At 49.5% G+C, this 22,082-nt stretch carries 19 protein-coding genes and 1 tRNA gene; 3 read left to right on the top strand and 17 right to left on the bottom strand.

Translation table 11 applies throughout. From position 1 onward, the window contains the following. Positions 1 to 376 precede the first annotated feature (376 nt). The 3 genes from ACTS3T_RS19540 to ACTS3T_RS19530 form a co-directional block, all read right to left on the bottom strand. Entirely contained in the window at positions 377 to 895 is a 519-nt protein-coding gene (locus tag ACTS3T_RS19540) for an inorganic diphosphatase (RefSeq protein WP_377967737.1), read from the bottom strand. 186 nt (positions 896 to 1,081) lie between these two features. Beyond that, on the bottom strand, positions 1,082 to 1,267 hold the full coding sequence (locus tag ACTS3T_RS19535) for a TLTLP motif-containing protein (protein ID WP_462935414.1): 186 nt from the start codon (positions 1,265 to 1,267) through the stop codon (positions 1,082 to 1,084). Positions 1,268 to 1,553: 286 nt separating this feature from the next. Further along, positions 1,554 to 1,946 (bottom strand): resolvase, encoded by a 393-nt coding sequence (locus tag ACTS3T_RS19530; protein ID WP_377967739.1) that lies wholly within the window; start codon positions 1,944 to 1,946, stop codon positions 1,554 to 1,556. Between the two features lie 322 nt (positions 1,947 to 2,268). On the opposite strand from ACTS3T_RS19530, the gene ACTS3T_RS19525 reads away from it, so the two are divergent. Beyond that, positions 2,269 to 3,837, top strand: a complete 1,569-nt coding sequence (locus ACTS3T_RS19525; protein ID WP_462935413.1) for an adenylate/guanylate cyclase domain-containing protein — start codon at positions 2,269 to 2,271, stop codon at positions 3,835 to 3,837. Positions 3,838 to 3,992: 155 nt separating this feature from the next. Here ACTS3T_RS19525 and ACTS3T_RS19520 read toward each other — a convergent pair whose 3' ends face one another. From ACTS3T_RS19520 to ACTS3T_RS19495, 6 genes are all read right to left on the bottom strand, one after another. Continuing rightward, the gene (locus ACTS3T_RS19520) at positions 3,993 to 5,069 is read right to left on the bottom strand and encodes a glycosyl transferase (protein ID WP_377967743.1); all 1,077 of its coding nucleotides are present in this window, start codon (positions 5,067 to 5,069) and stop codon (positions 3,993 to 3,995) included. An 86-nt stretch (positions 5,070 to 5,155) separates the two neighbouring features. Next, positions 5,156 to 7,042, bottom strand: a complete 1,887-nt coding sequence (gene ftsH2, locus ACTS3T_RS19515) for an ATP-dependent zinc metalloprotease FtsH2 (protein ID WP_377967745.1) — start codon at positions 7,040 to 7,042, stop codon at positions 5,156 to 5,158. 379 nt (positions 7,043 to 7,421) lie between these two features. Continuing rightward, the gene (locus tag ACTS3T_RS19510) at positions 7,422 to 7,907 is read right to left on the bottom strand and encodes a hypothetical protein (RefSeq protein WP_377967747.1); all 486 of its coding nucleotides are present in this window, start codon (positions 7,905 to 7,907) and stop codon (positions 7,422 to 7,424) included. Between the two features lie 190 nt (positions 7,908 to 8,097). Then, the gene (gltX, locus tag ACTS3T_RS19505; protein ID WP_377967749.1) at positions 8,098 to 9,546 is read right to left on the bottom strand and encodes a glutamate--tRNA ligase; all 1,449 of its coding nucleotides are present in this window, start codon (positions 9,544 to 9,546) and stop codon (positions 8,098 to 8,100) included. Between the two features lie 20 nt (positions 9,547 to 9,566). Beyond that, positions 9,567 to 9,640, bottom strand: a tRNA-Asp gene (locus ACTS3T_RS19500). A 112-nt stretch (positions 9,641 to 9,752) separates the two neighbouring features. After that, positions 9,753 to 11,249 carry a TM0106 family RecB-like putative nuclease gene (locus ACTS3T_RS19495; protein ID WP_377967751.1) on the bottom strand — a complete coding sequence of 499 codons (1,497 nt, stop codon included), beginning with the start codon at positions 11,247 to 11,249 and terminating at the stop codon, positions 9,753 to 9,755. 302 nt (positions 11,250 to 11,551) lie between these two features. Here ACTS3T_RS19495 and ACTS3T_RS19490 point away from each other — a divergent pair, with 302 nt between their 5' ends. Then, the gene (locus ACTS3T_RS19490; RefSeq protein WP_377967753.1) at positions 11,552 to 12,775 is read left to right on the top strand and encodes an aminotransferase class V-fold PLP-dependent enzyme; all 1,224 of its coding nucleotides are present in this window, start codon (positions 11,552 to 11,554) and stop codon (positions 12,773 to 12,775) included. 2 nt (positions 12,776 to 12,777) lie between these two features. Then, positions 12,778 to 13,962 carry a sensor histidine kinase gene (locus ACTS3T_RS19485; protein WP_377967755.1) on the top strand — a complete coding sequence of 395 codons (1,185 nt, stop codon included), beginning with the start codon at positions 12,778 to 12,780 and terminating at the stop codon, positions 13,960 to 13,962. Positions 13,963 to 13,993: 31 nt separating this feature from the next. Here the strand turns inward: ACTS3T_RS19485 and gatC are convergent, their stop codons facing one another. The 8 genes from gatC to sds form a co-directional block, all read right to left on the bottom strand. Beyond that, entirely contained in the window at positions 13,994 to 14,287 is a 294-nt protein-coding gene (gatC, locus tag ACTS3T_RS19480) for an Asp-tRNA(Asn)/Glu-tRNA(Gln) amidotransferase subunit GatC (protein ID WP_377967757.1), read from the bottom strand. Between the two features lie 130 nt (positions 14,288 to 14,417). Further along, positions 14,418 to 14,939: a photosystem I assembly protein Ycf3 gene (locus ACTS3T_RS19475; RefSeq protein WP_377967759.1), complete on the bottom strand. Its 522-nt coding sequence runs from the start codon at positions 14,937 to 14,939 to the stop codon at positions 14,418 to 14,420. Between the two features lie 155 nt (positions 14,940 to 15,094). Continuing rightward, positions 15,095 to 15,544: a hypothetical protein gene (locus ACTS3T_RS19470; RefSeq protein ID WP_377967761.1), complete on the bottom strand. Its 450-nt coding sequence runs from the start codon at positions 15,542 to 15,544 to the stop codon at positions 15,095 to 15,097. Positions 15,545 to 15,668: 124 nt separating this feature from the next. Next, complete coding sequence (locus ACTS3T_RS19465) at positions 15,669 to 17,378, bottom strand: putative bifunctional diguanylate cyclase/phosphodiesterase (protein WP_377967763.1); 1,710 nt, start codon at positions 17,376 to 17,378, stop codon at positions 15,669 to 15,671. Between the two features lie 231 nt (positions 17,379 to 17,609). Continuing rightward, a complete protein-coding gene (gene aroA / locus ACTS3T_RS19460; protein ID WP_377967765.1) occupies positions 17,610 to 18,962 on the bottom strand; it encodes a 3-phosphoshikimate 1-carboxyvinyltransferase in 1,353 nt (450 codons plus the stop codon). A 54-nt stretch (positions 18,963 to 19,016) separates the two neighbouring features. Continuing rightward, the gene (locus ACTS3T_RS19455) at positions 19,017 to 19,409 is read right to left on the bottom strand and encodes a DUF4174 domain-containing protein (protein ID WP_377967767.1); all 393 of its coding nucleotides are present in this window, start codon (positions 19,407 to 19,409) and stop codon (positions 19,017 to 19,019) included. A gap of 191 nt (positions 19,410 to 19,600) precedes the next feature. After that, positions 19,601 to 20,584 carry a carbohydrate kinase family protein gene (locus tag ACTS3T_RS19450; protein ID WP_377967769.1) on the bottom strand — a complete coding sequence of 328 codons (984 nt, stop codon included), beginning with the start codon at positions 20,582 to 20,584 and terminating at the stop codon, positions 19,601 to 19,603. A gap of 106 nt (positions 20,585 to 20,690) precedes the next feature. Beyond that, positions 20,691 to 21,662 carry a solanesyl diphosphate synthase gene (sds, locus tag ACTS3T_RS19445; protein ID WP_377967771.1) on the bottom strand — a complete coding sequence of 324 codons (972 nt, stop codon included), beginning with the start codon at positions 21,660 to 21,662 and terminating at the stop codon, positions 20,691 to 20,693. Positions 21,663 to 22,082: the final 420 nt, after the last annotated feature.

The raw sequence follows: 22,082 nt of genomic DNA, 5'->3' as shown, positions 1-22,082 counted from the left end.
TGAGATTGGCTGAACTCTAATTGGTGGCGTGAATACTCGCTCTGCAATTAGGGAAAGTTTGCACTGTGGCGGTTAAAGGCAAATTAGCTTGAAAGGCGGATTTAAGGTCGACAGATCTATCTTCTCTGTATATACCGTTAACTGGATACTATTCGGGAAGGTTTCTGGTGAATTTGTCACGTAATGGCATTAGTTTAGAAGACTTTTTAGCACCATTGGTGATTTGATCCCGTTAATATAGTTCAGACAGCTAAAATAAAAAGATTGGGTATCTTAAACCCCTTGCGACCAAAACGTCTGTCAAGAGAACAGTCTTAAATAGCTAAGAACTGTTATTTTAAGATACCCAGCTTCAGTTTGGCTCTATAAGTGAGCCTTAGCTTTCGGGTTTGAAGTTATTGATGCATTCTTCAACTAAAGCGCTAACCCGCTCGACATCTTTCCAACCCAAGATTTCAGTTACCTTTTTTTCTAGATTCTTGTAGGTTTTGAAAAACTCTGCAATTTCATCTAGACGGTGGGGAGCTATGTCGTCAAGAGACTTGACGTTAGCATAGCGTGGATCAGAGTCTGGGACGCAAAGGATTTTCTCGTCGCGATCGCCTCCATCAATCATCTCTAGCATCCCAATAGGACGGGCAGCAATGACGCACCCTGGAAAAGTGGGCTGATCCATGATGACCATGCCGTCTAGCGGATCCCCGTCATCTGCTAGGGTATTAGGCACAAACCCATAGTCACAGGGATAGTGAACCGCCGAAAAAAGAACCCGATCGAGGGCGAAGGCCTGCAGATCTTTATCAAATTCGTATTTGTTCCGGCTGCCTGCAGGAATTTCAATCAGAACATTAATCAACCCAGGCTTAGGCTGAGCAGGAATGCGAGATAGCTCCACAACGCTTCTCCAAGCTTACTTTGACATAGACCGCAATTAGCTGAGCTGCTGCAAGCAGCTCAGCCAATAAACGGCTCGTTTAGAATTTTAGGCGAATTAAGCCCCAAATCCTGCCTAGGAAAACAGGCTTTAAGAAAACTGCATGCAAGCACTTACTTCTCTAAGTCGTGTTTTTCTCGCTGTTCCTTAGTCTCTGGAGCGCAGGATTCGATACGAGGGCTGATCAAGAACGTCGATCTTAGCAGAAGAAAAGTGGGCGATCGCGAACATTGGCAATACCAAGGTGGTTAGGGCAATGACAAAGCCAATAAGGCTGGACAAACGACTGTGAGGTTGTTCAGGAGGGTTGTCAGATTGACTGGCAGATTCCATACAGAGTTTAAGGCTTAGTCCTTAGAAACGAAAAACTGATTGCAAAGGAAACGCTAACGTAGAAGTGACCTAAGGTTAGCTTAGGAGCTAGGATGGATCGAAAGGTTGTTTAGAGAAACTTAAGATTTTCACCGATAGACTGTGTGACTAGCTACACAATAGATAGGTCTCCTTGCCCATTTGTTCAATTTTCTTAAAAACTAGCACTGCTGCGTTGAGATAGATAGCGCAAAGGGACGGATCTTTTGGCGGGGTACGGGTTACATTTTTCTCAATCAGGGTGGGGTCAAGGCCGCTGCGAGAGCAGTTGTCGAATACCTTTAAGCTCTTCTAGGATAGCTTTCAATAGCGCATGAGTAGCTGTCTCTGGCGACTCTCGCACTTCTATCTTGACCTGCTTGAGTCCTAAAACTTCCTGGGCAAAGCGGGCAACTTCATTGGGATGGAAGAGTAGGGGATCATCTTTGCTCAAGCGAATTTCTGGATTAAGCCGCTGGCGCTCATGGGGCGGATTGAGAATGTTCAAGTCTGTATTAGCATAACGATAGACGGAAGCCCGCGACCGATTCAAGTAGCGCTGGACGTCGTCAATCGTCATTAAGTTGCCAGGGTCATTGAGCGCTGTACTATGCCGCTCACCAAACAGCGAGCTAGCTGGGGAAGACTCCAAGTTGTCCATCCTTTTGTGCGTTAAGTCTTATTTTTATTGTAACTTGTCTCAAAATAAACCCCTGGTTGCTCGATGAGGGCTGGCTGAAGTTTGGTCAAGCGACTTCAAGGCTAAGGTGGGCATACTAGTTACGAAGACCTAGCCAACGTGCTGGCCAGGGGAACCGATGAGAGCAAAACGGATAGCGTGACGACTGATGTCTCGCGTAATTTTTAAGCGGTTTAGCGGAATCTTTGTCTTGACTGATCGGTTTTATTTAGATACTGGGGGTGCAGGTATCTATTTTTAATCATGAAGCTGGTTGAACTAATTTGTTATTGTGTCTGATGATATGCCGAATGACGCTTCCTATTCGCATTGTCACCGTACCAGTATCTTGATCGTTGACGATCAGCCAGATAGTCTGCGTGTTTTGGCTGCTATTTTGGAAGAAGCTGGTTATTTTGTGCGGAAGGCAGCTAGCAGTCAGTTTGCGCTGAAAACTGCGACAACTACTCAGCCTGACTTGATTTTGTTAGATGTCAACATGCCAGTAGTTGACGGCTATGAAACGTGCCGTCAGCTTAAGCGTCAGCCTCAAACTCAAACCATTCCGATTATTTTTGTGAGTGCCTTAGAAGCAACCGCAGACAAACTCAAAGCTTTTGAGGCTGGGGGGGTTGACTACATTACTAAGCCATTTAACATGGCTGAGGTACTGGCTAGAGTTAGCACTCAGTTGAGAGTACACCAGCTACAACACCAGTTACAAAGCCAAGCCCAGGCATTGCAGACTCAAAACGCCCAGCTACAGTTAGAAATTAGAGAGCGAAATCGCATAGAAGCAGAGTTGCGCCAGACAGAAGCCAAGTATCGCAGCATCTTTGAAAATGCGAGTGAAGGAATTTTTCAAATGACAACGGCGGGGCAGTATCTTTCAGTCAATCCTGCTCTTGCCAAAATTTATGGCTATGAGTCGCCTGCTGAACTAATGAGTTGTGTTACGGATGTGGGGCAGCAAATTTACAGCGATCCGCAGCAATACTCACAGTTAATCAGCTATTTGGAGGAATACGGCCAGCTAGTGGGTGCCGTTTCAGAAGTTTGCCGGAAAGATGGCAGCAAAATTTGGGTAATGGAAAACCTACATCGGGTTCAGGATACAGAAAATAACTTTTTGTACTACGAAGGCACGGTTCAGGATATTACAGAGCGTCGTCAAATTGAAATTCAGCTTCATCAGCAGCGGCTCGAAACAGAGCGACTGCTCACTAATATGCTGCCGCAGTTAATTGCGAAGCGGCTGAAAACAAATAACCACACCATTGCTGAGCAGTTTGACCAGGTAGGCGTTTTATTTGCTGATTTGGTTGGTTTTACGGCGACTGCGGCTCAAATGCCAGCTCACCAACTGGTAAATTTGCTCAATGAAATTTTTTCGATTTTCGATCATCTGGTTGAGCAGCACGGTTTGGAGAAAATTAAGACAATTGGCGATGCTTACATGGTGGCAGCAGGAATTCCTACGCCTAAGGCAGGTGCTCTAGAGGCGATCGCTCACTTGGCTCTAGACATGCAAGAGGCGATTGGCCAGTTTTGTAGACCTGATGGCAGACCTTTTGAGCTGCGAATTGGTCTAAGCGTTGGGCCAGTGATTGCTGGGGTAATTGGGTTGAAAAAGTTTGCTTATGACCTCTGGGGCAATACGGTAAACGTGGCGAGCCGGATGGAGAGCACCAGTCTACCTGGCAAGATTCAGGTGACGGAAGAGGTCTACCGCCAATTGAAAGGAAAATTTTTGTTTTCGTCGCGAGGCCCCGTTCCGGTTCGAGGGCTGGGGTCTGTCAGTACTTACTTCCTCTGCGATCGCCTGCCTTGTTCCGCTTATCCACCGGTTCAATCGTCGCTAAAGGTTAGCTAGTATAGCCGCAAGCACTAGGGTTGAAACCCTTGAATTGCCAAAAGTCTTTACCCAAGAAGCTTCGTTCGGCTGTTTTGGCCTTTGTCTTTGGCTATTCTTTATTCACCCCAATATGTCCTTACCTATTGAGGGCTATTCCCTGCCTTACCTAGAACTCACGTGAGATAGCTCACGACTGCCTCAGCGATCGCGTCATTACCATCAACACGAATCGGTTGAGATTGGCGAGGGGGGTGGGGGGTCTGCCGCAAAAAATCCCAGTCTCCGGCAAAAAAGCTATTTGGCTCAATAATTTGATGGCAAGCGGCGTCTTGAATGCCCTCTACTAAAAGGGCTGACTCGGCAAAGCCTTGGCGGGTGAGCGTCGCTACCGGAACGCCCAACCGACAAGCCTCTGAAAAGGTGCTAAAACCAGGTTTAGAGACAACGCGATCGCACAGCGGCATAAAGTCAATTGGCCGATACTGACGATCTATAATCCGGCGAAGATTGGGCAGTTCAGGCGCATTGCGATCAAAGCTGATAAAGGTTCGTTCTGGGAACTGTTGCAGCGTTGCATAAGGAATTTTCTGTAGCCCTAGCCCACCAAAGGAGAGTAAGATGGTTTGATTTTTAGGGGTTTTAATATCAAAGCGATCGCGCAGTTCAGCTTCGCTGTAATGAGGAGATCCTCCTGTCAGCCCCACATCGACCTTTTGGCCAAAAGCAGACATGGCTTCATGAAACGGCAGGCGAAACAGGCGATCGCACTGCTTGAAACAATCCACAATCCAATCAGCGATTTCAACAAACGCTCCCCCCCAAGGACGGTAAATAAAATCCCAACCAAAGTTGCTCATCATCCAGCAAGGAATCCCAGCCGCCTGGGCAATAGGGGCCGCTAGCGGTGGAATATCTGCCAGTATTAGTCCGACCTGATTTGCTTTAATAAATTCAACTTCAGCTTGAATGATCTCATCTTGTTGGGCACGAATTTTCTGCAACTGCACCAGCGTTTCAGCATAATTCATCGTCATACTGTCACTCTGGATAACGCCAACATCATACGCTTGCAGCCGCTGCTCAAAAGCATGGGGCAAATAAGACTGTAGCAGCCAAGCCGGCGCAGTTGTCGTCAGAATAATGCGCAACGCTGGGCAGCGGGTTTGAATTGCGGCTGCTACAGAGGCAGCACGGGTAGCATGGCCAAATCCATGATTGGTAATGGCGACATATAAGCTGGGTAAAGGCATAGCTCACATAAAGAAAAGACCCGTTCAATTGTGAACGAGTCTTTAGGATTGAAACAACCTACTGCGTCAAATACCTGACAAAAGAGCTAAATCTGATAGGCTAACTGCTCTTTTTCGGGAACAGTCGTATACTCAGAAACGATCTGGCGGAACTCATCGCCATCTAGCGTCTCTTTGTCAATCAACAGATCAGCCAAGCGGTCAATCACCACCCGGTTTTCCCGCACAATACGCTTAGCATCTTCGTAGCAATGCTCCACAATCGAGCGCACCTGCGCATCAATCCGCGAAGCAATTTCGTCAGAGTATTCAGACCGGGTCATCCAGTCACGCCCTAAGAAAACTTCTCCCTGCTGGCTTTCTAAAGACAGGGGGCCTAAATCTGACATGCCAAAGCGCGTTACCATCTGACGAGCCATATTGGTAACCTGTTGCAAGTCATTGCCTGCCCCTGTTGTTACCTCGGCATCGCCAAAAATAACGTCTTCAGCCGCCCGTCCTCCCAAAGCGCCTGTAATCCGAGCAAGCAGTTGCGCCCGCGAAATCAGCATTTGCTCCTCACTGGGGGTAAACCAGGTCAGACCTTGGGCTTGACCGCGAGGAATTAACGTTACCTTCTGCACCGGATCATGGTCTTTAACCAGGGTACCAATGATGGCGTGTCCTAGTTCATGATAGGCAATCAGCCGCTTGCTCTTGCTGTCTACCAGCGGCGTTCCTTCCATACCAGCAATTACCCGATCAACGGCGTCGTCAATTTCACTCATCGTAATCGCTTCTTTGCGACGACGGGCAGTGAGAATAGCCGCTTCGTTGAGCAGGTTGGCCAGATCAGCCCCGGTAAAGCCAGGTGTCCGACGGGCGATCGCTTCTAGAGAAATCTCATCAGCTAGCTTTTTGTTGCGAGCATGAACCTTGAGGACTTCCAAACGGCCTTTAATATCTGGTGGATCAACCGAAACCTGACGGTCGAAGCGACCAGGCCGTAGCAAAGCAGAGTCCAGCACATCAGCCCGGTTAGTAGCAGCGATGATGATGATGCCGGTGTTGCCCTCAAAGCCATCCATCTCGGTGAGCAACTGGTTGAGGGTTTGTTCTCGCTCATCATTACCACCGCCAATGCCAGCACCCCGCTGACGCCCAACAGCGTCAATCTCATCAATAAAGATGATGCAGGGGGCATTCTCTTTCGCTTTTTTGAACAAGTCGCGAACGCGAGAGGCACCTACCCCCACAAACATTTCCACAAACTCAGAACCAGAAATACTGAAGAAAGGAACGCCCGCTTCCCCAGCGATCGCTTTAGCCAACAGGGTTTTTCCGGTTCCTGGAGGGCCGACCAAAAGCACCCCTTTAGGAATTCGGGCACCGACAGCGGTGAAACGCTCTGGCTTCTTCAAGAAGGTCACTACTTCCTGCAACTCTTCTTTGGCCTCTTCAATACCCGCAACATCGTCAAACATGATGCCGGTTTTGGCTTCCATCATGAAACGCGCCCTAGACTTACCAAAGTTCATGGCTTGCCCTGGCCCACCCGGAACGTTACTGGAGCGACGGAACAAAAAGAATAGTCCGCCAATCAGCAAGATCGGAAACAGTAAATTTCCCAAAACGCCCCAAATAGCACCGTCGTTACGGGGCGGATGAGCATCAATATTGATGCCAGCATCCCGCAGGCGGCTAATCAGCTCAGGAGCATTACCCGGTAAATCTACGCGCCAGCGCTGTATGCGGTTGTCTAGCTCCGGATCAACGGCTTCAACGATAGCGGTGCGGCCTCCTTCGTAGAGATCAACTGCCGTTACCCGATCCGCTTCTAAGTAGTCTAAGAAACGTCCATAGGTCATGCGAGTATTAGCAGCATTTTGTCCTATGTTGGCAGCCGAACCTGAGAAGGCTCCCTGCCATAGGAAGAAGCCAATAATCAGCAGGGGCAGTGCCCACAGCAGGGCGACTCTCCAGGAAAATTTCATAGTTAGACGGCCTCTAAAATCACAAACGAAAACTTGACGTAAAAAAGGGATCTTGGCAGTCCCCCAACCCGTAGTCCAGACAAAGCATTTTGCTTAAAACTTTTTCTAGACGGAAGGCACTGTCTTAAACGTAGACAGCCCCAGGTTCCTCCCGATAATTAACTAGTTTATGAGACTTATCTTAACTAAATTTAACGTGTTTGTTTCAGACAGGTCAATTCTTGGTTAGGCTAGTGCTCCGAAATCAGACTTGGCTGCCGCTTCTGGGTCAACTGAGTGACTAACGACAGAGTCTTCATCTGCCGCTTTTGGCCATCGCTGACTTGTAAGCCTACCCGACCAACAATGGCTCTATTATGCGGGAAGGCCCAAGAAAGCGCTAATTTGGTTGCCGAATAGCGAGCTGGTAAGGATAATAAGCTCCCTGCCGATACGACCCCACCCAAACGTTATAGGTGCCTGCCTGCCACTGGCCAGAAAGGCGGGGATTGTGGTTAGCAGCATCGTCACTACACCAGGTACCGCCAACCCCCTGAACAATCAGCGTGGTGTCCCGCTGACTGGAAATCTGAATTTCTAGCTCTTCAAAAAAAGTATTCAGCGTTAATATGTGATCCGGCTGTTCACTAATAAAGCCATTGCAAGGCCCTGTCGGCGTTTGAGCGGTGCCTACGATGGTTTCTGCAGCGACCTCTCCTCCACTAACGCCACTCCGCTGAGTGGGGTTAGGGGTAAACCCAACAGCTAGCACAATAGGTTCTAGCACATCGTTTGTGTCACCTAAGCTCTGCTCAACCAATCCCAGAAAAGTTCCTGAAAATGCCAGCGTAAGGCTAAACCAAGCCATCATTGCCGAGTGCTGCATTGAGTTAAGTCTAACGGTAAGGGTCAATTCCTAGCCTGCTGCCCAACAGACCTTAGCTCTGTTTTAGGCAATTTGTCGCTAAAGTGCCCCAAATGATCGCCTGTATAAACTTACGCCACTTGGCGGATTAGAAATTTGCCGCCAAAGTAACGACTACCGCTAGCTTTTAGTTTTGGAGTTTTGGAGCAGGTTAGGTGCCAGCTAGGGCGATCGCGGCCTGAAGTCGTGGCTGGTCAAACCCTCGCTGATGCAAAATCAGCCAAGAATCAACCAGATCAGGCCCCTGCATATCAGCCATAAGAGCGGCTCTAAGCGATCGCATCACCAGTCCTTTTTTAGCGCCTTGCGCTTTGGTTACCTGGTTAATCAACGTCTTTGCTTCCTCAGCAGACGGGAGTGAGGTCTGGCGGAGTGCGGCTAAAACCGCTTGCAATAAAGGCGCAACCCCCGCCTGCTGAAGCTGGGTTTGGGCTGCTTCGCTAAAAGGCAGGGTTTCGCTGAAGTAAAAGTGACCCAGATCCACAGCGTCGCTGAGACGGGTAAGGCTAGGGCCAATTAGAGCCGCGATCGCGGCTAGCCAGTCTTGGTCGGCCTGGAGATCAAACGAGTAGCCAGCCTCTTGCCAGTACGGTGCTATCTGCTGGAGCAGTTCAGCCGACGGCATCTCATGCAGGTATTGGCTGTTGAGCCAGTCAAGTTTGTCCCAGTCAAACTTAGCCCCTGCTTTGTTAACTCGATCAAAGCTAAACTTTTCTGCTGCCTCTGCCAGCGTAAAGCGCTCTTGCGCATCCGGCGGCGACCAGCCTAAAAGGGTCATATAGTTGGCGATCGCGGCGGCTGTGAAGCCCATTTGTTTGAAATCTGAGATTGAAGTCACGCCATCTCGCTTTGACAGCTTAGCCCCAGCCTGGTTCAAAATTAAAGGCGTGTGGGCGAAATCAGGCACCGTTGCCGCCAGAGCTTCATAGAGCAAAATTTGCTTAGCCGTATTGGCAATATGATCTTCCCCGCGAATGACGTGGGTAATTTTCATATCAATGTCGTCTACCACTACCGCCAGGTTGTACAGCGGTTGACCAATAGAGTGGCTCGAAGCCGCCCGGGCAATCACCATGTCGCCGCCGAGGTCGCTGCCCTGCCAGGTCATAGCGCCACGAACCAGGTCTATCCAGCGAATCACGCGAGTGTCGTCGATTTTGAAGCGAATGACTGCTTGGCGACCTGCCGCCTCGTAAGCAGCTTGCTGCTCTGTGGATAAATCGCGATGGCGGTTGTCGTAGCGAGGTGCTTGGTTCTTAGCTTTTTGCTGCTCTCGCATCGCATCTAGTTCAGCAGCAGTGTCGTACGCCCGGTAAGCCAACCCCTTATCCAGTAACGTTTGAATCGCCTCGCGATAGAGGTCTAACCGCTTAGACTGAAAAAACGGCCCCTCGTCCCAATTGAGACCCAGCCACGAAAGACCCTCTAAAATGTTTTGTGTAAACTCAGGCCGCGATCGCTCTTGATCGGTGTCTTCCACCCGTAAGATAAACTGGCCGCCCTGATGTCGAGCAAAAAGCCAGTTGAAAACAGCGGTTCTGGCCGTACCAATATGCAGATTGCCAGTTGGACTGGGGGCAATGCGAACACGAACAGTCATAGTAAATAAGTTGAATTAAACGGGCCTGACGGGATTCGAACCCGCAACTTCCGCCGTGACAGGGCGGTGCTCTAACCAATTGAACTACAGGCCCCCGTTCGAGGCGATCTCTATTGTGCAGATAGACGTTGCATTCTGTCAAACATTTTTTTGAAAAATCTGCGACTTTTTCTGGTTTCAGCGGCGCAACCAGGATCGGCTAGCTTTTAAGGCCAAAAAGTTTGAGCAAAGTTCACCAACCACTCCTTTATGTGGTACGTAGCCCGACAGTCGTCTTCGTTATAGCGCAGGATAGCTTCTAAATAGGTGCGATCGCCCGTTGTCAGCCAGTCGTCATACCAGCAGATAGACTGCGCTCCATTCGCTCCCGCATCGCGCCAGTCAAAACCAATCCAGCGGGCAATGTGTTTGAGAGCGTAGCTTTCAATTGGCAACGTTACAGCTTCACTAAAGCATTTGTGAACATCAACAAAGCGATTGAGCAAAGGCTGAATTTCAGCCAAAGGGGTGCCAAATTCTTCAGCCAGTCGTTTAACCGTTTGGGCTTCGTAAGGGCAAAAATGATAAATTGGCGCTTCTGGATACTGCTGCACCAAGTTCTTAAATTGCTCCCAAGCAGCTTGCTCTTGATCAGGATCTTCCGCTAGCAACGCATAAAAAGTTTCGCTCTGGCGGCGGCGATCGACTACCAACACGCCATGCAAGTAAACTAAATTTTTGTCAGGAGCGGCTTCAATATCAAAGTAAAGCTCGATTTCAGTTGTCGGTAAATCTTCAGGCGCTAACGGAAATCCGTAAGGACTGTGAGGAGAGAGACGGGCGATCGCTTTGTTCATCAACGCCGCCTGTGCCTGATGTACTAACTTTTCTGCCACCTGTTCGCCAAAACCGGGGAGGGAGGCCAACTGCGCGGGTTGTGCCTGCGACAGATCTCGCAGAGTTGTTAGATTAGCAGCCTGCAAATGCGTGTAGCGGGCGGGGGTAATTCCTGGGATGAGCGAAAGGTGATTTTGCTGTTTGGCTTCTTGATGACAGTAGCTAAACCAGTGACACAAATCGCAGCGACTATGGGAAATAAACACCTCAGGTATTTGAGGCTGGCTCAGGGTGGCAATGCAGGCTTGCAGCAGTTCTTCCATGCGCGGCAGTTGCTTGGGCAAGTCAATTTCGCACACTTTACTGCTACGCAAAATCAAAAGACTGGTTTCTGGCCAGCGGCCTTGAACCTCAGCCAGCACATAGGCGTGAAAAGCCGCAATTAGCTGATACTCTAGCTTTGGCTTTTTACCAAATTTGATATCAGCAGGTAAATAATGCCACTCGCCAAAGTAAGCGTTGCCCGGTTGGCGAATCAGCAAATCAGGGCTGCTGAGCAAGCTTAAGTTGGGCGCAATCTCAAAAATTAAAACACCGCGACTGATGTAGTCTACTCCCTGCTCCATTAAACGATAGGTGGCGGCAGCTTGCTCAAGGCGATCGCCAGAGGGAGGTTCAGACAAAGGCTGATAGCTATGTAAAACGCTTTGGCGGTGCTCGGCGCTGTCTTGCCTAAGCTTGAGCAGATAGTCGTTCGCAGGAGCGCGTAAGCTGGTTTCACCGTGACGATCTAAAAAAGCCCGCCGACTACAGCGATGATATTGAAACAGGCAACTATCTGTAATCCAGCAGGGTTCGGCGTCAGGTTGAAGCTCCGTTGTCTGCAAATATCGTGGCAGTATTCTTGGTGGAACCGAGGTGGAACCCCCAGCTCCTGAAAAATAGGGCAGGGGGCAGCTAGCAGACAAAGGTTTCTAAACTAACGCTAACAGAGAAAAGAATCGTCTGAAGCACGCTTGACCGAAATGGCATAGACAAAGAAGAGAAAAGACTAAGTTGCCACAATGACCGCTCCCTTTCAACGATACATCATTCATCTGACAATGCTTACTTTCCAGCGAGTATTCTTTAGCCGGAAAACACAGGTTAAAGTGAAAAATGAACGGCTCACCCACTTTTGACAAAAGCTATGTCAGCTTCTTCTGCCTCTTTACCAGGGCCAGCAATGACCAAGATTCACCGCCAGCAGTTTCTGGCGCTGAACAACAAGCGCTATTTCAATTATGGGGGGCAAGGCCCAATTGCCCAGGCGGCCTTAGAAGCGATTCATGAAGCGCAGCAGCAGGTGCAGCAGAGGGGGCCTTTTGCCCAAAGCGTTAACCAGTGGATTAGCGAAACAGCAGCAGCAACGCGACAGAGTATCGCCACTGAATTAGGCACACAGCCTGACGCGATCGCTTTAACTGAAAACGTCACTGTCGGTTGTAATATCGCGCTGTGGGGTATCTCCTGGAAAGCTGGCGACCATATTTTACTGAGCGACTGTGAGCATCCGGGTGTGATTGCGGCCATTGCCGAAATTAGCCGTCGTTTTCAGGTAGAAGTGACTGTTTGCCCAATTTTAGGAACGGAAAACCCAGCAACAATCGCTGAAACCTTAGCCCAGCATCTGACTGAAAAAACGCGGTTGTTGGTTATTAGTCATATTCTCTGGAACACAGGGCAGGTGTTACCTTTAGCAGAAATTATCAACCGCTGCCATGCCCATACTCCAGAACCTGTTTGGGTCTTGGTAGATGCAGCGCAGTCCGTTGGCATGCTGCCTTTGAATTTAACAGCGTTGCCGGTAGATTTTTATGCGTTTACCGGGCACAAGTGGTGGTGTGGGCCGGCTGGCATTGGCGGCTTGTATGTTCGCCCTGACCGCCTAGAACAGTTGCAACCGACCTTTGTTGGATGGCGCAGCATTACGCTAGACAGTTCTGGCAATCCAACTGGCTGGAAGCCGAATGCTCAACGCTTTGAAGTGGCTACTGCCGATTACCCTTTGCTAGCAGGCTTAAAGACGGCGATCGCGATTCAAAACCAGTGGGGAACGGCCGAACAGCGCTATCAGCGGATTTGTCAGCTCAGCCAGCAGCTTTGGCAGCAACTCAAGGCGCTGCCAGCTATACGTTGCCTGTGTACGACCCCGCCCCCTTCAGGTCTGGTTTCTTTTCAAATTCAATCGTCAGTCGGCTCTCACCGGGAACTGCAAACCCAACTGGTGCAACATCTAGAAAAACAGGGGTTTTTCCTTCGCACGCTGCTCAATCCGCATAGTGTTAGAGCCTGCGTCCACTACCTCAGTTTAGAAAGTGAGGTTGATCAACTGACCCACGCGATCGCAGACTTTTTAGCAGCCCATTCTTGAGCATGAATATTGGTCAATCCCTTTTGGATAAAAGTCAGCAGGTCATCCAAGACTGGATCAGTTCGGTTGACCAAGAAGAAAGCATTCAAAGTAGCCACGATCTCAGTCGGCAAGCAATGCTAGATAGCCTGCCTAATCTGCTCAAAGCAATGGCCCGTACCTTAGATGATCAGTCAGCGACTGATCTGCAACAACTGGCTGAAACGGGTGTTGAACACGGCAACCATCGGGCTGAACAGGGGTTCAACGCGGAAGAAGTAGCAACGGAATATCGCCTGCTGCGGCAGGTGATTTTGACCCATCTCGAAGCTGATCTATTGCAGCTACCACAAACCCAACTGCTTTCAAGTGTACGCAAGATCGACTTACTCCTAGACGTAGTCATTGGTCAGTGTTTCAAGTGCTACGCCGACAACCGCCTGCGAGAGTTAGAAGATATCCGCGGCCAAATGCTCTTGACCAATCAAGAACTCGATCGCTTAATTACTTCTCAGCAAGAAGACATTGTGCATCTCGCTCACGACCTCAAAAGTCCGCTGACAGCAATTATTGGCTTCTCCGACTTATTTTTAAGACAGCAGCGTAAAAGCGAACAAGATAGCAGTTCTCCCCAAAATCTTCGCAGTATCGAGCAAGTCTTAGGCAATGCTCGACGCTTGTTACACATTATCAACGATGCTTTAGAGCTAGCCCGCTATCGATCCGGTAAGCTCAAGCTCACCCCCGCCCCCAATAGCGTTGCGCTTCTGTTAGACGAGGTGGTGGCTGCTTTAGAACCGCTGGCTCAGCGCAAAAACCTCGACCTTAAAATTAACAATACCTTTCCAGAGCAAGCTATCTGGATTGACGCTTTGCGGTTTCAACAGCTCCTGACTAATTTGGTGAGCAACGCAATTCGCTACACCGAAACCGGCAGTGTGACCATTACCTGCCAGCAGCAGGCAGAAGATAGGTTTACCCTTTCAGTTACCGATACAGGTTTAGGTATCAGCCCAGAAGAGCAGGCTCACATTTTCGAGCCGTATTATCGTGGCGAGCATGGCCTGCAACTCTCAGACAGCACAGGACTAGGACTCGCGATTGTGGCTCAGGTTGTTGAGCTATTGCGAGGCAAAATCAGTGTTCAATCTAATTGTGAACAGGGAACAACGTTTGGGGTTGAGCTACCGCTGCAATGGGCCGAATAATCAGCCAAAGCCAGCCAGACATAAAGCGCCACTAATCGGATTCAGCCAATATCTTCGGCACCTTGAAAAAGCTCTCCTCGCGATCGGGAGCGCGGCTGAGTAAATCTTCCCGCTCCGCAAAAGACTGTAGCTGATCGGCACGGGTGATGTTGCTGACTTCAATAGCGCGAGTAGTAGGCTCAACCGCTTCCGTGTTGAGTTCGTTCAGCTGCTCAAAGTAGTCCAAAATGTCGTTCAACTGCCCGGTAAATTGTTGTTCTTCGGCTGGTGACAGTTCTAGGCGGGCTAAGTGGGCAACTTTGCGAACTTGTTCTAAATCAATCATGGGAGGATGAGAAAGCGTGCTGGCTAAAGAGAATGAACCCCAAAAAGTTGGGGAAAGGGCACTAGCGGATAAGCAGAAAATAATGAGTTCTGTAGACGTTTGCAGGTCTTGGCTACGGGTTGAAAATGCTTTAGTAAAAAATATCTGCCTTCATCCGTCCCGTATTTTTCAGCCAGTTTTGCGCTTCGATGTAGTTGTTGGGGGCAATCGTGATGGCTTCGAGCCAGTAAGCTGCGGCCTGGTCGTATTGTTCATTGGCGGTTTGGGTATCGCCTTCTGCCTCAGCTTGTTCACCCCGATAGTGGTGAATGACGGCCATGTTATTGAGGGCTTGGGGCATCCGAGGATTGAGCGTTAGAGCCGATTGGTATTGCTCTAACGCTTTATCGTGTTCGCCATTGCTGGCGTGGATCAAACCCATGTTGTAAAGGATAAAGCTGCGATCGTAGGGATTTTCTTCTAGCTTTAGGGCTTCTTGGTAGTTTTGCATGGCTTCTGCATACTCGCCATCTGCTTGAGCTGACATGCCATCGCGATAGTAGGCGAAGGCTTCTTTGGCGCTTTGCTTCGTCGGCATCAGCTTAAGAATCAGATCTGCCATGACGGTAAAGGATTTGTCGATGAAATTATCGTTGCGCTGAGTCCTAGGCATAGGGGTCCTCTGCAGATATCACACAAGTAAATCGCGACGAACAAGATGCCCTGTCAATGTAGCCACTGGCAGGCCAAAGCTGTGTTTTTCTACTTTAGCGTCGATGGGTAGGGGTTGGAAGTGCTTGTTACAGAGTCGGCATACAGAACAGACCGCTATGAAGACGAAATGGACTGCTTGAAGCTAAGGAACTGATGCAGACAGTTAACCAGGTCTTCTAAGGTTTGTAGCTGGGTTTCGTCAAAGGTATCGCTGATGTCGATGCCGAAGGTGGCACAAAAGTCGTCGCAAAGGGCAATAGACCAGTCAAACCAGCAAACTGAAGGAAATTGTAGGTCTTCGACTAGGCGATCGCTAGGGCGCAGTCGTCCGGTTTCTAAGCCAGAGTAATCTTGCAGATGGATATAAACAAACCGAATCAAGTCTAAGCAGATGGCTTGAGGATGAGCAGCGCTACCCTGCCAGTAATTTCTAAACCACGTTTCTAAGCTAAGGCGATCGCGCGATCGCAAAGACTGATTAACCTGGCGTCGTAGCTGTAAATCAGGGCTGAGATCATGGTAGGTACTGATGCTGAAATAAAGGTTTCTGAGCTTCTGCCACATGGGTTCAAACGGCTTCGCATTAGCAGCTCAAGCCTCTTCTACAGTATGCCCTGGCAGTTTAGCTCACCAACCCGTACGCTTCGGACCCGCCACTGGCGCAATAGCGTTGGTTCAGACCAAGTTGCTATTGCGATCGCAGTAGCTTTTGCATATCTGGCTCAGCTAAAGGCGGGCTAACAAAGTTACCCTGCACCATATCGCAATCATTGGCAATCAAAAAATCCAGTTCGTGGGGAGTTTCCACCCCTTCAGCAATGACGCTTAGCTCTAGGTCGTGAGCCATTTGAATCACCGCTGTTAAGATGGCAATATTTTTGGTGTCGGCAGTCACCCCCCGGACAAAGCAGTTGTCAATTTTGAGCATGTCAATGGGCAACTGTTTGAGGTAGCTCAAAGAAGAATAGCCAGTGCCAAAGTCATCGATTGCAATACAAAGACCCAGCGCTTTGAGTTCTTTAAGCACACGCACAGCCGTTTCAGTATCTTGCATTAGCGCAGTTTCGGTGAGTTCTAGCTCTAAACAGTTGGGAGCTAATTCCGTTTCAGACAAAACTTGAGCGATTGTACGAGTCAAGTGCGGCTGATTAAATTGCACGCTAGATAAATTAACGGCAATCCGTATCGACGGCAACCCGCCCTGCTGCCAGACCCGCGCCTGCTGGCAAACGGTGCGCAAAATCCATTCGCCAATCGGTACAATTAGCCCAGTTTCTTCGGCCAGCGGAATAAACTGGCTAGGAGAGATATAGCCCTGTTCGGGATGGCACCAGCGAATTAAAGCTTCTGCCCCAATAATCTTGCCCGATTTGAGTTGCTTTTGGGGCTGATAGTAAACTTCAAATTCTTGTCGCTCTAGCGCATATCGAAGCCAGGTTTCTAGCACAATTTCATCACTAGAAACCACAGGCATATCGGTACGGTAGAACTGATAGTAGTGGCTTTTTTGCTGCTTGGCCCAGTCTAAAGCGGCATCAGCCTGACGCAGAAGGACGTTGATATCTTGCGTATCTTCCGGATAAAGGGCGATACCAATGCTGGTTGTCAGAAAGACCTCCTGACCTGGCAAAGAAAACGGGCGCGAAAGACAGTCAATAATTTCTTCTGAAATCTCTACAACTGCCTGACGATTGTCAAAAGCGGTGAGCAAAACGGCAAACTGATTCCCCGTCAGACGGGCAATGGTTGCATGTTTGGGCAAGCAGGCCGTTAGACGCTGGGCGGTTGCTTGCAAAAGCGAATCTCCGGCGGGGTATCCCATCACGTTGTTGACTTGCCGCAGGCGATCGAGGCTGACAGAAATTAAGGCCACAGGCTGATTCTGCTGCAGTGCTTTTTCAACTGATTGAGACAAACGCTGATACAGCAGCCGATGGTTGGGGAGATCGGTGAGGCTGTCGTAGTGGGCCAAGCGATTGAGGCGCTCTGCCGTATGGCGCAAAATGTTGACATAACGCTCAGTAATGGCATTTTGCTTGTCTAGGCGAGCCGCGATCGCAGAAAGCAGTTCGGCTTCTGTAAATGGCTTAACCAAGCAGTCATCTGCTCCCAATTCCATGCTTTTGCGCAGGTAAGGGGCATCAGCGCGATCGCTAAGTAAAATAAAGGGTAAGATTGCCAGTTCAGGGTCTTGCTGTATCTGGGTTAGCACCGCATGGCCTGCCATATCCCCTAGGGCTGCAGCGCAAACAATCAAATCAGGACATTGTTCGGCTGCAAGCTGAATTCCAGAATGACCATCGCCAGCCGCTGTGACGATATACCCTTCGGCTTCGAGCAGTTGTTGTAACCTCTCTCTCGCTGCAACCTCATTTTCAATCACAAGAATTTTCTGCATGGATGCTACTAAGTGCTGGAGCCTCCGCTGCAAGAAAGAAAGGTCAATCGTTGGGCTTTAGACAAGTAGACGTGTGTGTACACCTGAACAATTCATCTCTGTTGTCAATGGAAAAACCTGAAAACAGGCTGAAGAGCGATAAGCCAAAAAATATTTAGCCCAGGGAGCAGGCCATTGATTGCGCACCCTGTCTAAATCCTGGCTAGATACTGCCTAATAATACTTACTAAATTAAGCCGGATGACAAATCTTTGCCAAGGTCTTAGTAAAGTCAGGATATGAAACAGCCGCTGCTTCTGCCCGTTGAATTGAAGTTGTTCCGGTTGCTCTTAAAGCTGCGATCGCTAGGCTCATTGCAATCCGATGGTCAGTATAACTGTCTACCTGACTTCCTTGAAGGGAGGTTCCCCCCTCAATTTCCAGGCCATCGGCATGCTCAATTACATTGGCTCCAAGTTTTTGCAACTGAGAGGCCATAACTGCAAGGCGATCGCTTTCTTTTACCCGTAGTTCAGCCGCATCTTGAATCAAAGTTTTGCCTTGAGCAAACAAGGCAGCAACTGCCAGAATCGGCACTTCATCAATCATGCGAGGAATCAGGCTACCTGCTAGCCTACAGCCTCGAAGCGGTCGATAGCGAACCCGTAAGTCTGCGACAGGTTCACCCGTCACTAAACGCTCATTTTCTAAGGTAATATCAGCGTCCATCAAGGCTAGGGCATCCAGAATACCCGTGCGGGTAGGATTAACACCTACATTCTCAATCACTAGCTCAGACTCAGGCGTAATGGCAGCAGCCACAAGCCAAAAAGCGGCTGAACTGATGTCACCCGGTACAATCACCGTTTGCCCCGTTAGCTGGGCTGGCCCCGCAAGCGTTACCCGGCACTGTTCGGGATCGACGCTTAGATCAGCGCCAAAAGCACGCAACATACGTTCGCTGTGATCGCGCGAAAGGCTGGGTTCGCTGACGCTGGTTGAGCCTGCGATCATCAGCCCCGCCAGTAAAATACAGGACTTTACCTGGGCAGATGCAATCGGAGAAGCATAGTGAATCGGGTTTAATGACTGACCTTTAATGGCCAAAGGGGCGAGCGAATTTCCCTGACGACCCCAGATTTTGGCTCCCATTTGGGTGAGGGGCTGTACCACCCGCGACATCGGACGCGATCGCAGCGAATCATCCCCGGTAACGGTGAAAAAGCGATCGGGTTGAGCGGCTAATAACCCTAGCATTAACCGTAGCGTTGTCCCAGAATTACCAGCGTCTAAAACGTTGGTGGGTTCCTGCAAATTGCCCACGCCTAGCCCTTGTACGCTAATCCACTCGGCTTCTAAGTCTGAAATTTTTGCACCCATAGCTTGAAAGCAGCGAGCGGTACTATAAGGGTCTTCGCCTAGCAGCAGCCCTTTGATTCGGGTTTCGCCCTGGGCGATCGCCCCTAGCATCAAAGCTCGGTGAGAAATCGATTTGTCCCCTGGGACTTGAATTCGTCCTTGCAGTGCCAAACCGCCGCTTGGCACTGCAATGGTTAAAACGTGGTGCGGCAATGCCTCTGTCAGATGAACGATAGCAGCAGACATGAATTCACAGCTCTATACAGGCGCTTGTGATTTTACCCCTTTCTGCCGATGTTCTTAACGCTCGGCGGCGAGTTCGTGCTGCCGCAGAGGCATGGCATCAATGGTGCTAAAAAGGTCGCTTGGCTGAATGGGCTGGCGATCGCGCCGTTTAACCGTGCCGTCTTTACCAATGAGCAAAACGGCAAACTCTTTGGGGGCAACCGCAAAGCGTACACCCAAACGAGCCGCATCTTCAGCACTCAACGGTTGCCCATCGAGCGTACTAGTATCGGTAACAAAAACTTCTACAATCAGCAGATCACGCGCTTTGAGTGCTTGGCTACAGTCAGCCAGCAGTGTTTTTTGCCGTTGATAATCTTCACTGCTGCTAGCAGGAGCAAACACCAGCAGGAGGCGATTTTTCCAGCGATAGCGATCAAGATGAAAAGGCGTTGTCTGAGGAGTCATGAGTCAAGACCAAGAAATAGCAACAGACAGAAAGCTTGAAGCCAAAACTGAGGCAAATACAGGTAGATACCGGAAACCCATCCGACATCCTCCTCAGTTTTAAACTGGTTTTTGCCCTTATTCTCAGCGTCTCAGGAAAGATCTTTGCCCCCCTGAAGCGCCGCGATCGCTAACCGCCCAACCTGCCACCCTCAGGCTAGAGATTGCTGCAAGTAAAGAAACGCTTCAACTTCTTGGGCTGAGGGTTGCGCTGCGATCGCCCCCGGTCGAGTAGTGGTCAAAGCTGCCACGGCGCTGGCATAAGCAATCAGGGATTGAGCCGCGATCGCATCCTCAAGCTGAGCCATGCCTCCTTGCCTTAGCTTGTGCAAAAATCCAGCCAAGAAGGCATCTCCGGCTCCTGTAGCATCTTCGCTATCGACGGCAAAAGCGGAAAATTGATCGGTATGTCCGGCCAACCAATAGCGACAACCCATCGCCCCTGCTGTAATTAAAACGCCCTGCAAATTGTCGAGCTGTTGAGCGATCGCAGCAGGCTCTTGCGTATCAAACAACCAGTCTGCCTCATCGCTTGATAGCTTTAAGAAATCTACGGCTGGTAAAATTTGGCGAATTGTTGCTGGAGCAATCTCTGGTTGCGGCCAAAACATAGGCCGCCAGTTAACATCGATGACAACTTTGATGGCATGGGTTTGGGCATAGTCCACAGCCCAGCGAATGGATTCTCCAGTTTTGTCGTAAGCCAGTCCTAAGGTGCCCGCGACTAAAAACTGAGCATCTTGAAAGAGAGCGGCATTCAGCCGATCGACTGCAAGCTGCGCATCGGCAAACTGAGTCGGATCAGGTTGGCTAAAACCTGCAAAAGTTGGGCTACCTTGCTGATCTCGCAACACGTAAACTTGGCGAGTAGGTGCCTGATCGTGATGCTGTAAATAGGTGCAGTCAACTTTTCGACTTTGTAACAGACTTAATAACGCCTCACCCCACTGATCTGAGCCGACACAGCCAACCAGTCGAACGGGGGTGCCCAGCTTGGCCAAGGCACAAGCAACATTAGCGGGCGCTCCCCCTGGATAAGGCGTCCAAGACGTGACGGCAGACAACGGTACACCTAGCTGGTCAGCTAAGCAGTCTATTAGTGCTTCGCCCAGACAGATAACGCGGGAATCGCTCACGCCTACCCTCTGATAAGAATCTCATTTAGACTACCAGAGCAAAGTTCACGGCGTCTTGTAAACCAGTTTTGATTTAGCCACAAATTGTAAAACGCAATTGCCTGGACTAGTGCAACCGTCTTAAAACATAATCAGCAATGTCTAATAGCGCTTGGCGAGAGGTAGAAGGAGCTAGCTCCGCTAAACAAGCGTTGGCTTGCTCAATATGCTTGGCTGCTAAGGTACGCGATCGCTCAATTCCTTGACTCTGATGAATCGTGGCGATCGCTTTTTCGAAGTCACCTACTTCGGCAAATTCACGTTCAATCGCCTGTGCCAAGGCTGGCTGTTCCTCCATAGCGTAAAGAACTGGAGCGGTTAAATTACCACTGCGTAAATCGGAGCCTGCTGGTTTGCCTAGCGTTTCTGTTGAACTCGTAAAATCGAGAATGTCATCAACAATCTGAAAAGCCAACCCTAAATTGCGCCCGTACCCATAAAGCTGTTCTTTCAGCTCAGCAGAGACGCCACTCAGCACCCCGGCGGCTTTGGCGCTGTTAGCAATCAGTGAAGCCGTTTTGTAATAGCTTTTGTCTAAATAGGCTTCAATACTGAGTTCAGTGTCGAAGCGGTTCAAGCCTTGCTGGATTTCTCCCTCCGCCAAATCCATAATGACTCGCGACAGCAGCTTAACCACCTCTAGGTTGTCTAAATTAGCTAGATACCAAGAAGATTGGGCAAAGAGGAAATCACCTGCCAAGACCGCAATTCGATTACCAAAGCTACTGTGGACGGTAGGCACTCCCCGCCGCATTTCCGCTTCGTCCACCACATCGTCATGGACGAGACTAGCGGTATGGATCATTTCAGTGATTTCAGCGAGACGCCGATGCTGGGCTGTTAACGACTGATCAGACATAGTCGCACGAGACAGCAGCAGCACAACCGCTGGCCGAATTCGCTTACCGCCAGCCCCAAAAAGGTGCTCAGCAGCTGCGTGCAAAATCGGGTGGCGGGCCCCCACCAGACGCTTAAGATTTTCTGATAGCAAACTCAAGTCTGCTTCAACAGGAGAAAAAAGAGAGATGGCTGAAGTCATGGATAGCCGACTCAGGCAAGTTATTAACGAAATTTTACATTATCTGTCTTCATTCTAAGTCAAGCCATCAGTATGTTAAGCAATAACGACAGAGTTTAGCGATCCCCAACAGCCCAGGGGAGTCTTGACACCAAAAAACAGAAAAAATCTTATATTTTAAGAAAAATTAAGCGGCAGCGCTTTTATCGTCGCCGAATAAAAACCCAAAAAGCCGACCGCACAAGCGTTCTGACAACTTCTGAGATTTGTTAAGGCTTTCTCAGAATTTCGCCAACAGTCAGCAGATGTATGCTAATCTATAGATAAGATTTCCGAAAAACTTAATAATCTACTGGCTCGTAAGCAATTATGGGCTGAGGTCATAGGTTTGAGGCGAAGTGATCCTGCTTTCTTCTGCGAGATGTTGCAGCTTACGTATCC

This window comes from Almyronema sp., assembly GCF_052168255.1.
Taxonomy (GTDB): Bacteria; Cyanobacteriota; Cyanobacteriia; order Phormidesmidales; family Phormidesmidaceae; genus Sphaerothrix; species Sphaerothrix epifaneia.
This window is presented reverse-complemented; position numbering and strand designations above follow the sequence as displayed.

What these genes read in the sequence shown, in the direction of transcription:
- ACTS3T_RS19535 (WP_462935414.1), bottom strand. Translation starts at nt 1,267, where the DNA reads ATGGAATCTGCCAGTCAATCTGACAACCCTCCTGAACAACCTCACAGT.
- ACTS3T_RS19530 (WP_377967739.1), bottom strand. Translation starts at nt 1,946, where the DNA reads ATGGACAACTTGGAGTCTTCCCCAGCTAGCTCGCTGTTTGGTGAGCGG.
- ACTS3T_RS19525 (WP_462935413.1), top strand. Translation starts at nt 2,269, where the DNA reads ATGCCGAATGACGCTTCCTATTCGCATTGTCACCGTACCAGTATCTTG.
- ACTS3T_RS19520 (WP_377967743.1), bottom strand. Translation starts at nt 5,069, where the DNA reads ATGCCTTTACCCAGCTTATATGTCGCCATTACCAATCATGGATTTGGC.
- ftsH2 (WP_377967745.1), bottom strand. Translation starts at nt 7,042, where the DNA reads ATGAAATTTTCCTGGAGAGTCGCCCTGCTGTGGGCACTGCCCCTGCTG.
- ACTS3T_RS19510 (WP_377967747.1), bottom strand. Translation starts at nt 7,907, where the DNA reads ATGCAGCACTCGGCAATGATGGCTTGGTTTAGCCTTACGCTGGCATTT.
- gltX (WP_377967749.1), bottom strand. Translation starts at nt 9,546, where the DNA reads ATGACTGTTCGTGTTCGCATTGCCCCCAGTCCAACTGGCAATCTGCAT.
- ACTS3T_RS19490 (WP_377967753.1), top strand. Translation starts at nt 11,552, where the DNA reads ATGTCAGCTTCTTCTGCCTCTTTACCAGGGCCAGCAATGACCAAGATT.
- ACTS3T_RS19485 (WP_377967755.1), top strand. Translation starts at nt 12,778, where the DNA reads ATGAATATTGGTCAATCCCTTTTGGATAAAAGTCAGCAGGTCATCCAA.
- gatC (WP_377967757.1), bottom strand. Translation starts at nt 14,287, where the DNA reads ATGATTGATTTAGAACAAGTTCGCAAAGTTGCCCACTTAGCCCGCCTA.
- ACTS3T_RS19475 (WP_377967759.1), bottom strand. Translation starts at nt 14,939, where the DNA reads ATGCCTAGGACTCAGCGCAACGATAATTTCATCGACAAATCCTTTACC.
- ACTS3T_RS19470 (WP_377967761.1), bottom strand. Translation starts at nt 15,544, where the DNA reads ATGTGGCAGAAGCTCAGAAACCTTTATTTCAGCATCAGTACCTACCAT.
- ACTS3T_RS19465 (WP_377967763.1), bottom strand. Translation starts at nt 17,378, where the DNA reads ATGCAGAAAATTCTTGTGATTGAAAATGAGGTTGCAGCGAGAGAGAGG.
- aroA (WP_377967765.1), bottom strand. Translation starts at nt 18,962, where the DNA reads ATGTCTGCTGCTATCGTTCATCTGACAGAGGCATTGCCGCACCACGTT.
- ACTS3T_RS19455 (WP_377967767.1), bottom strand. Translation starts at nt 19,409, where the DNA reads ATGACTCCTCAGACAACGCCTTTTCATCTTGATCGCTATCGCTGGAAA.
- sds (WP_377967771.1), bottom strand. Translation starts at nt 21,662, where the DNA reads ATGACTTCAGCCATCTCTCTTTTTTCTCCTGTTGAAGCAGACTTGAGT.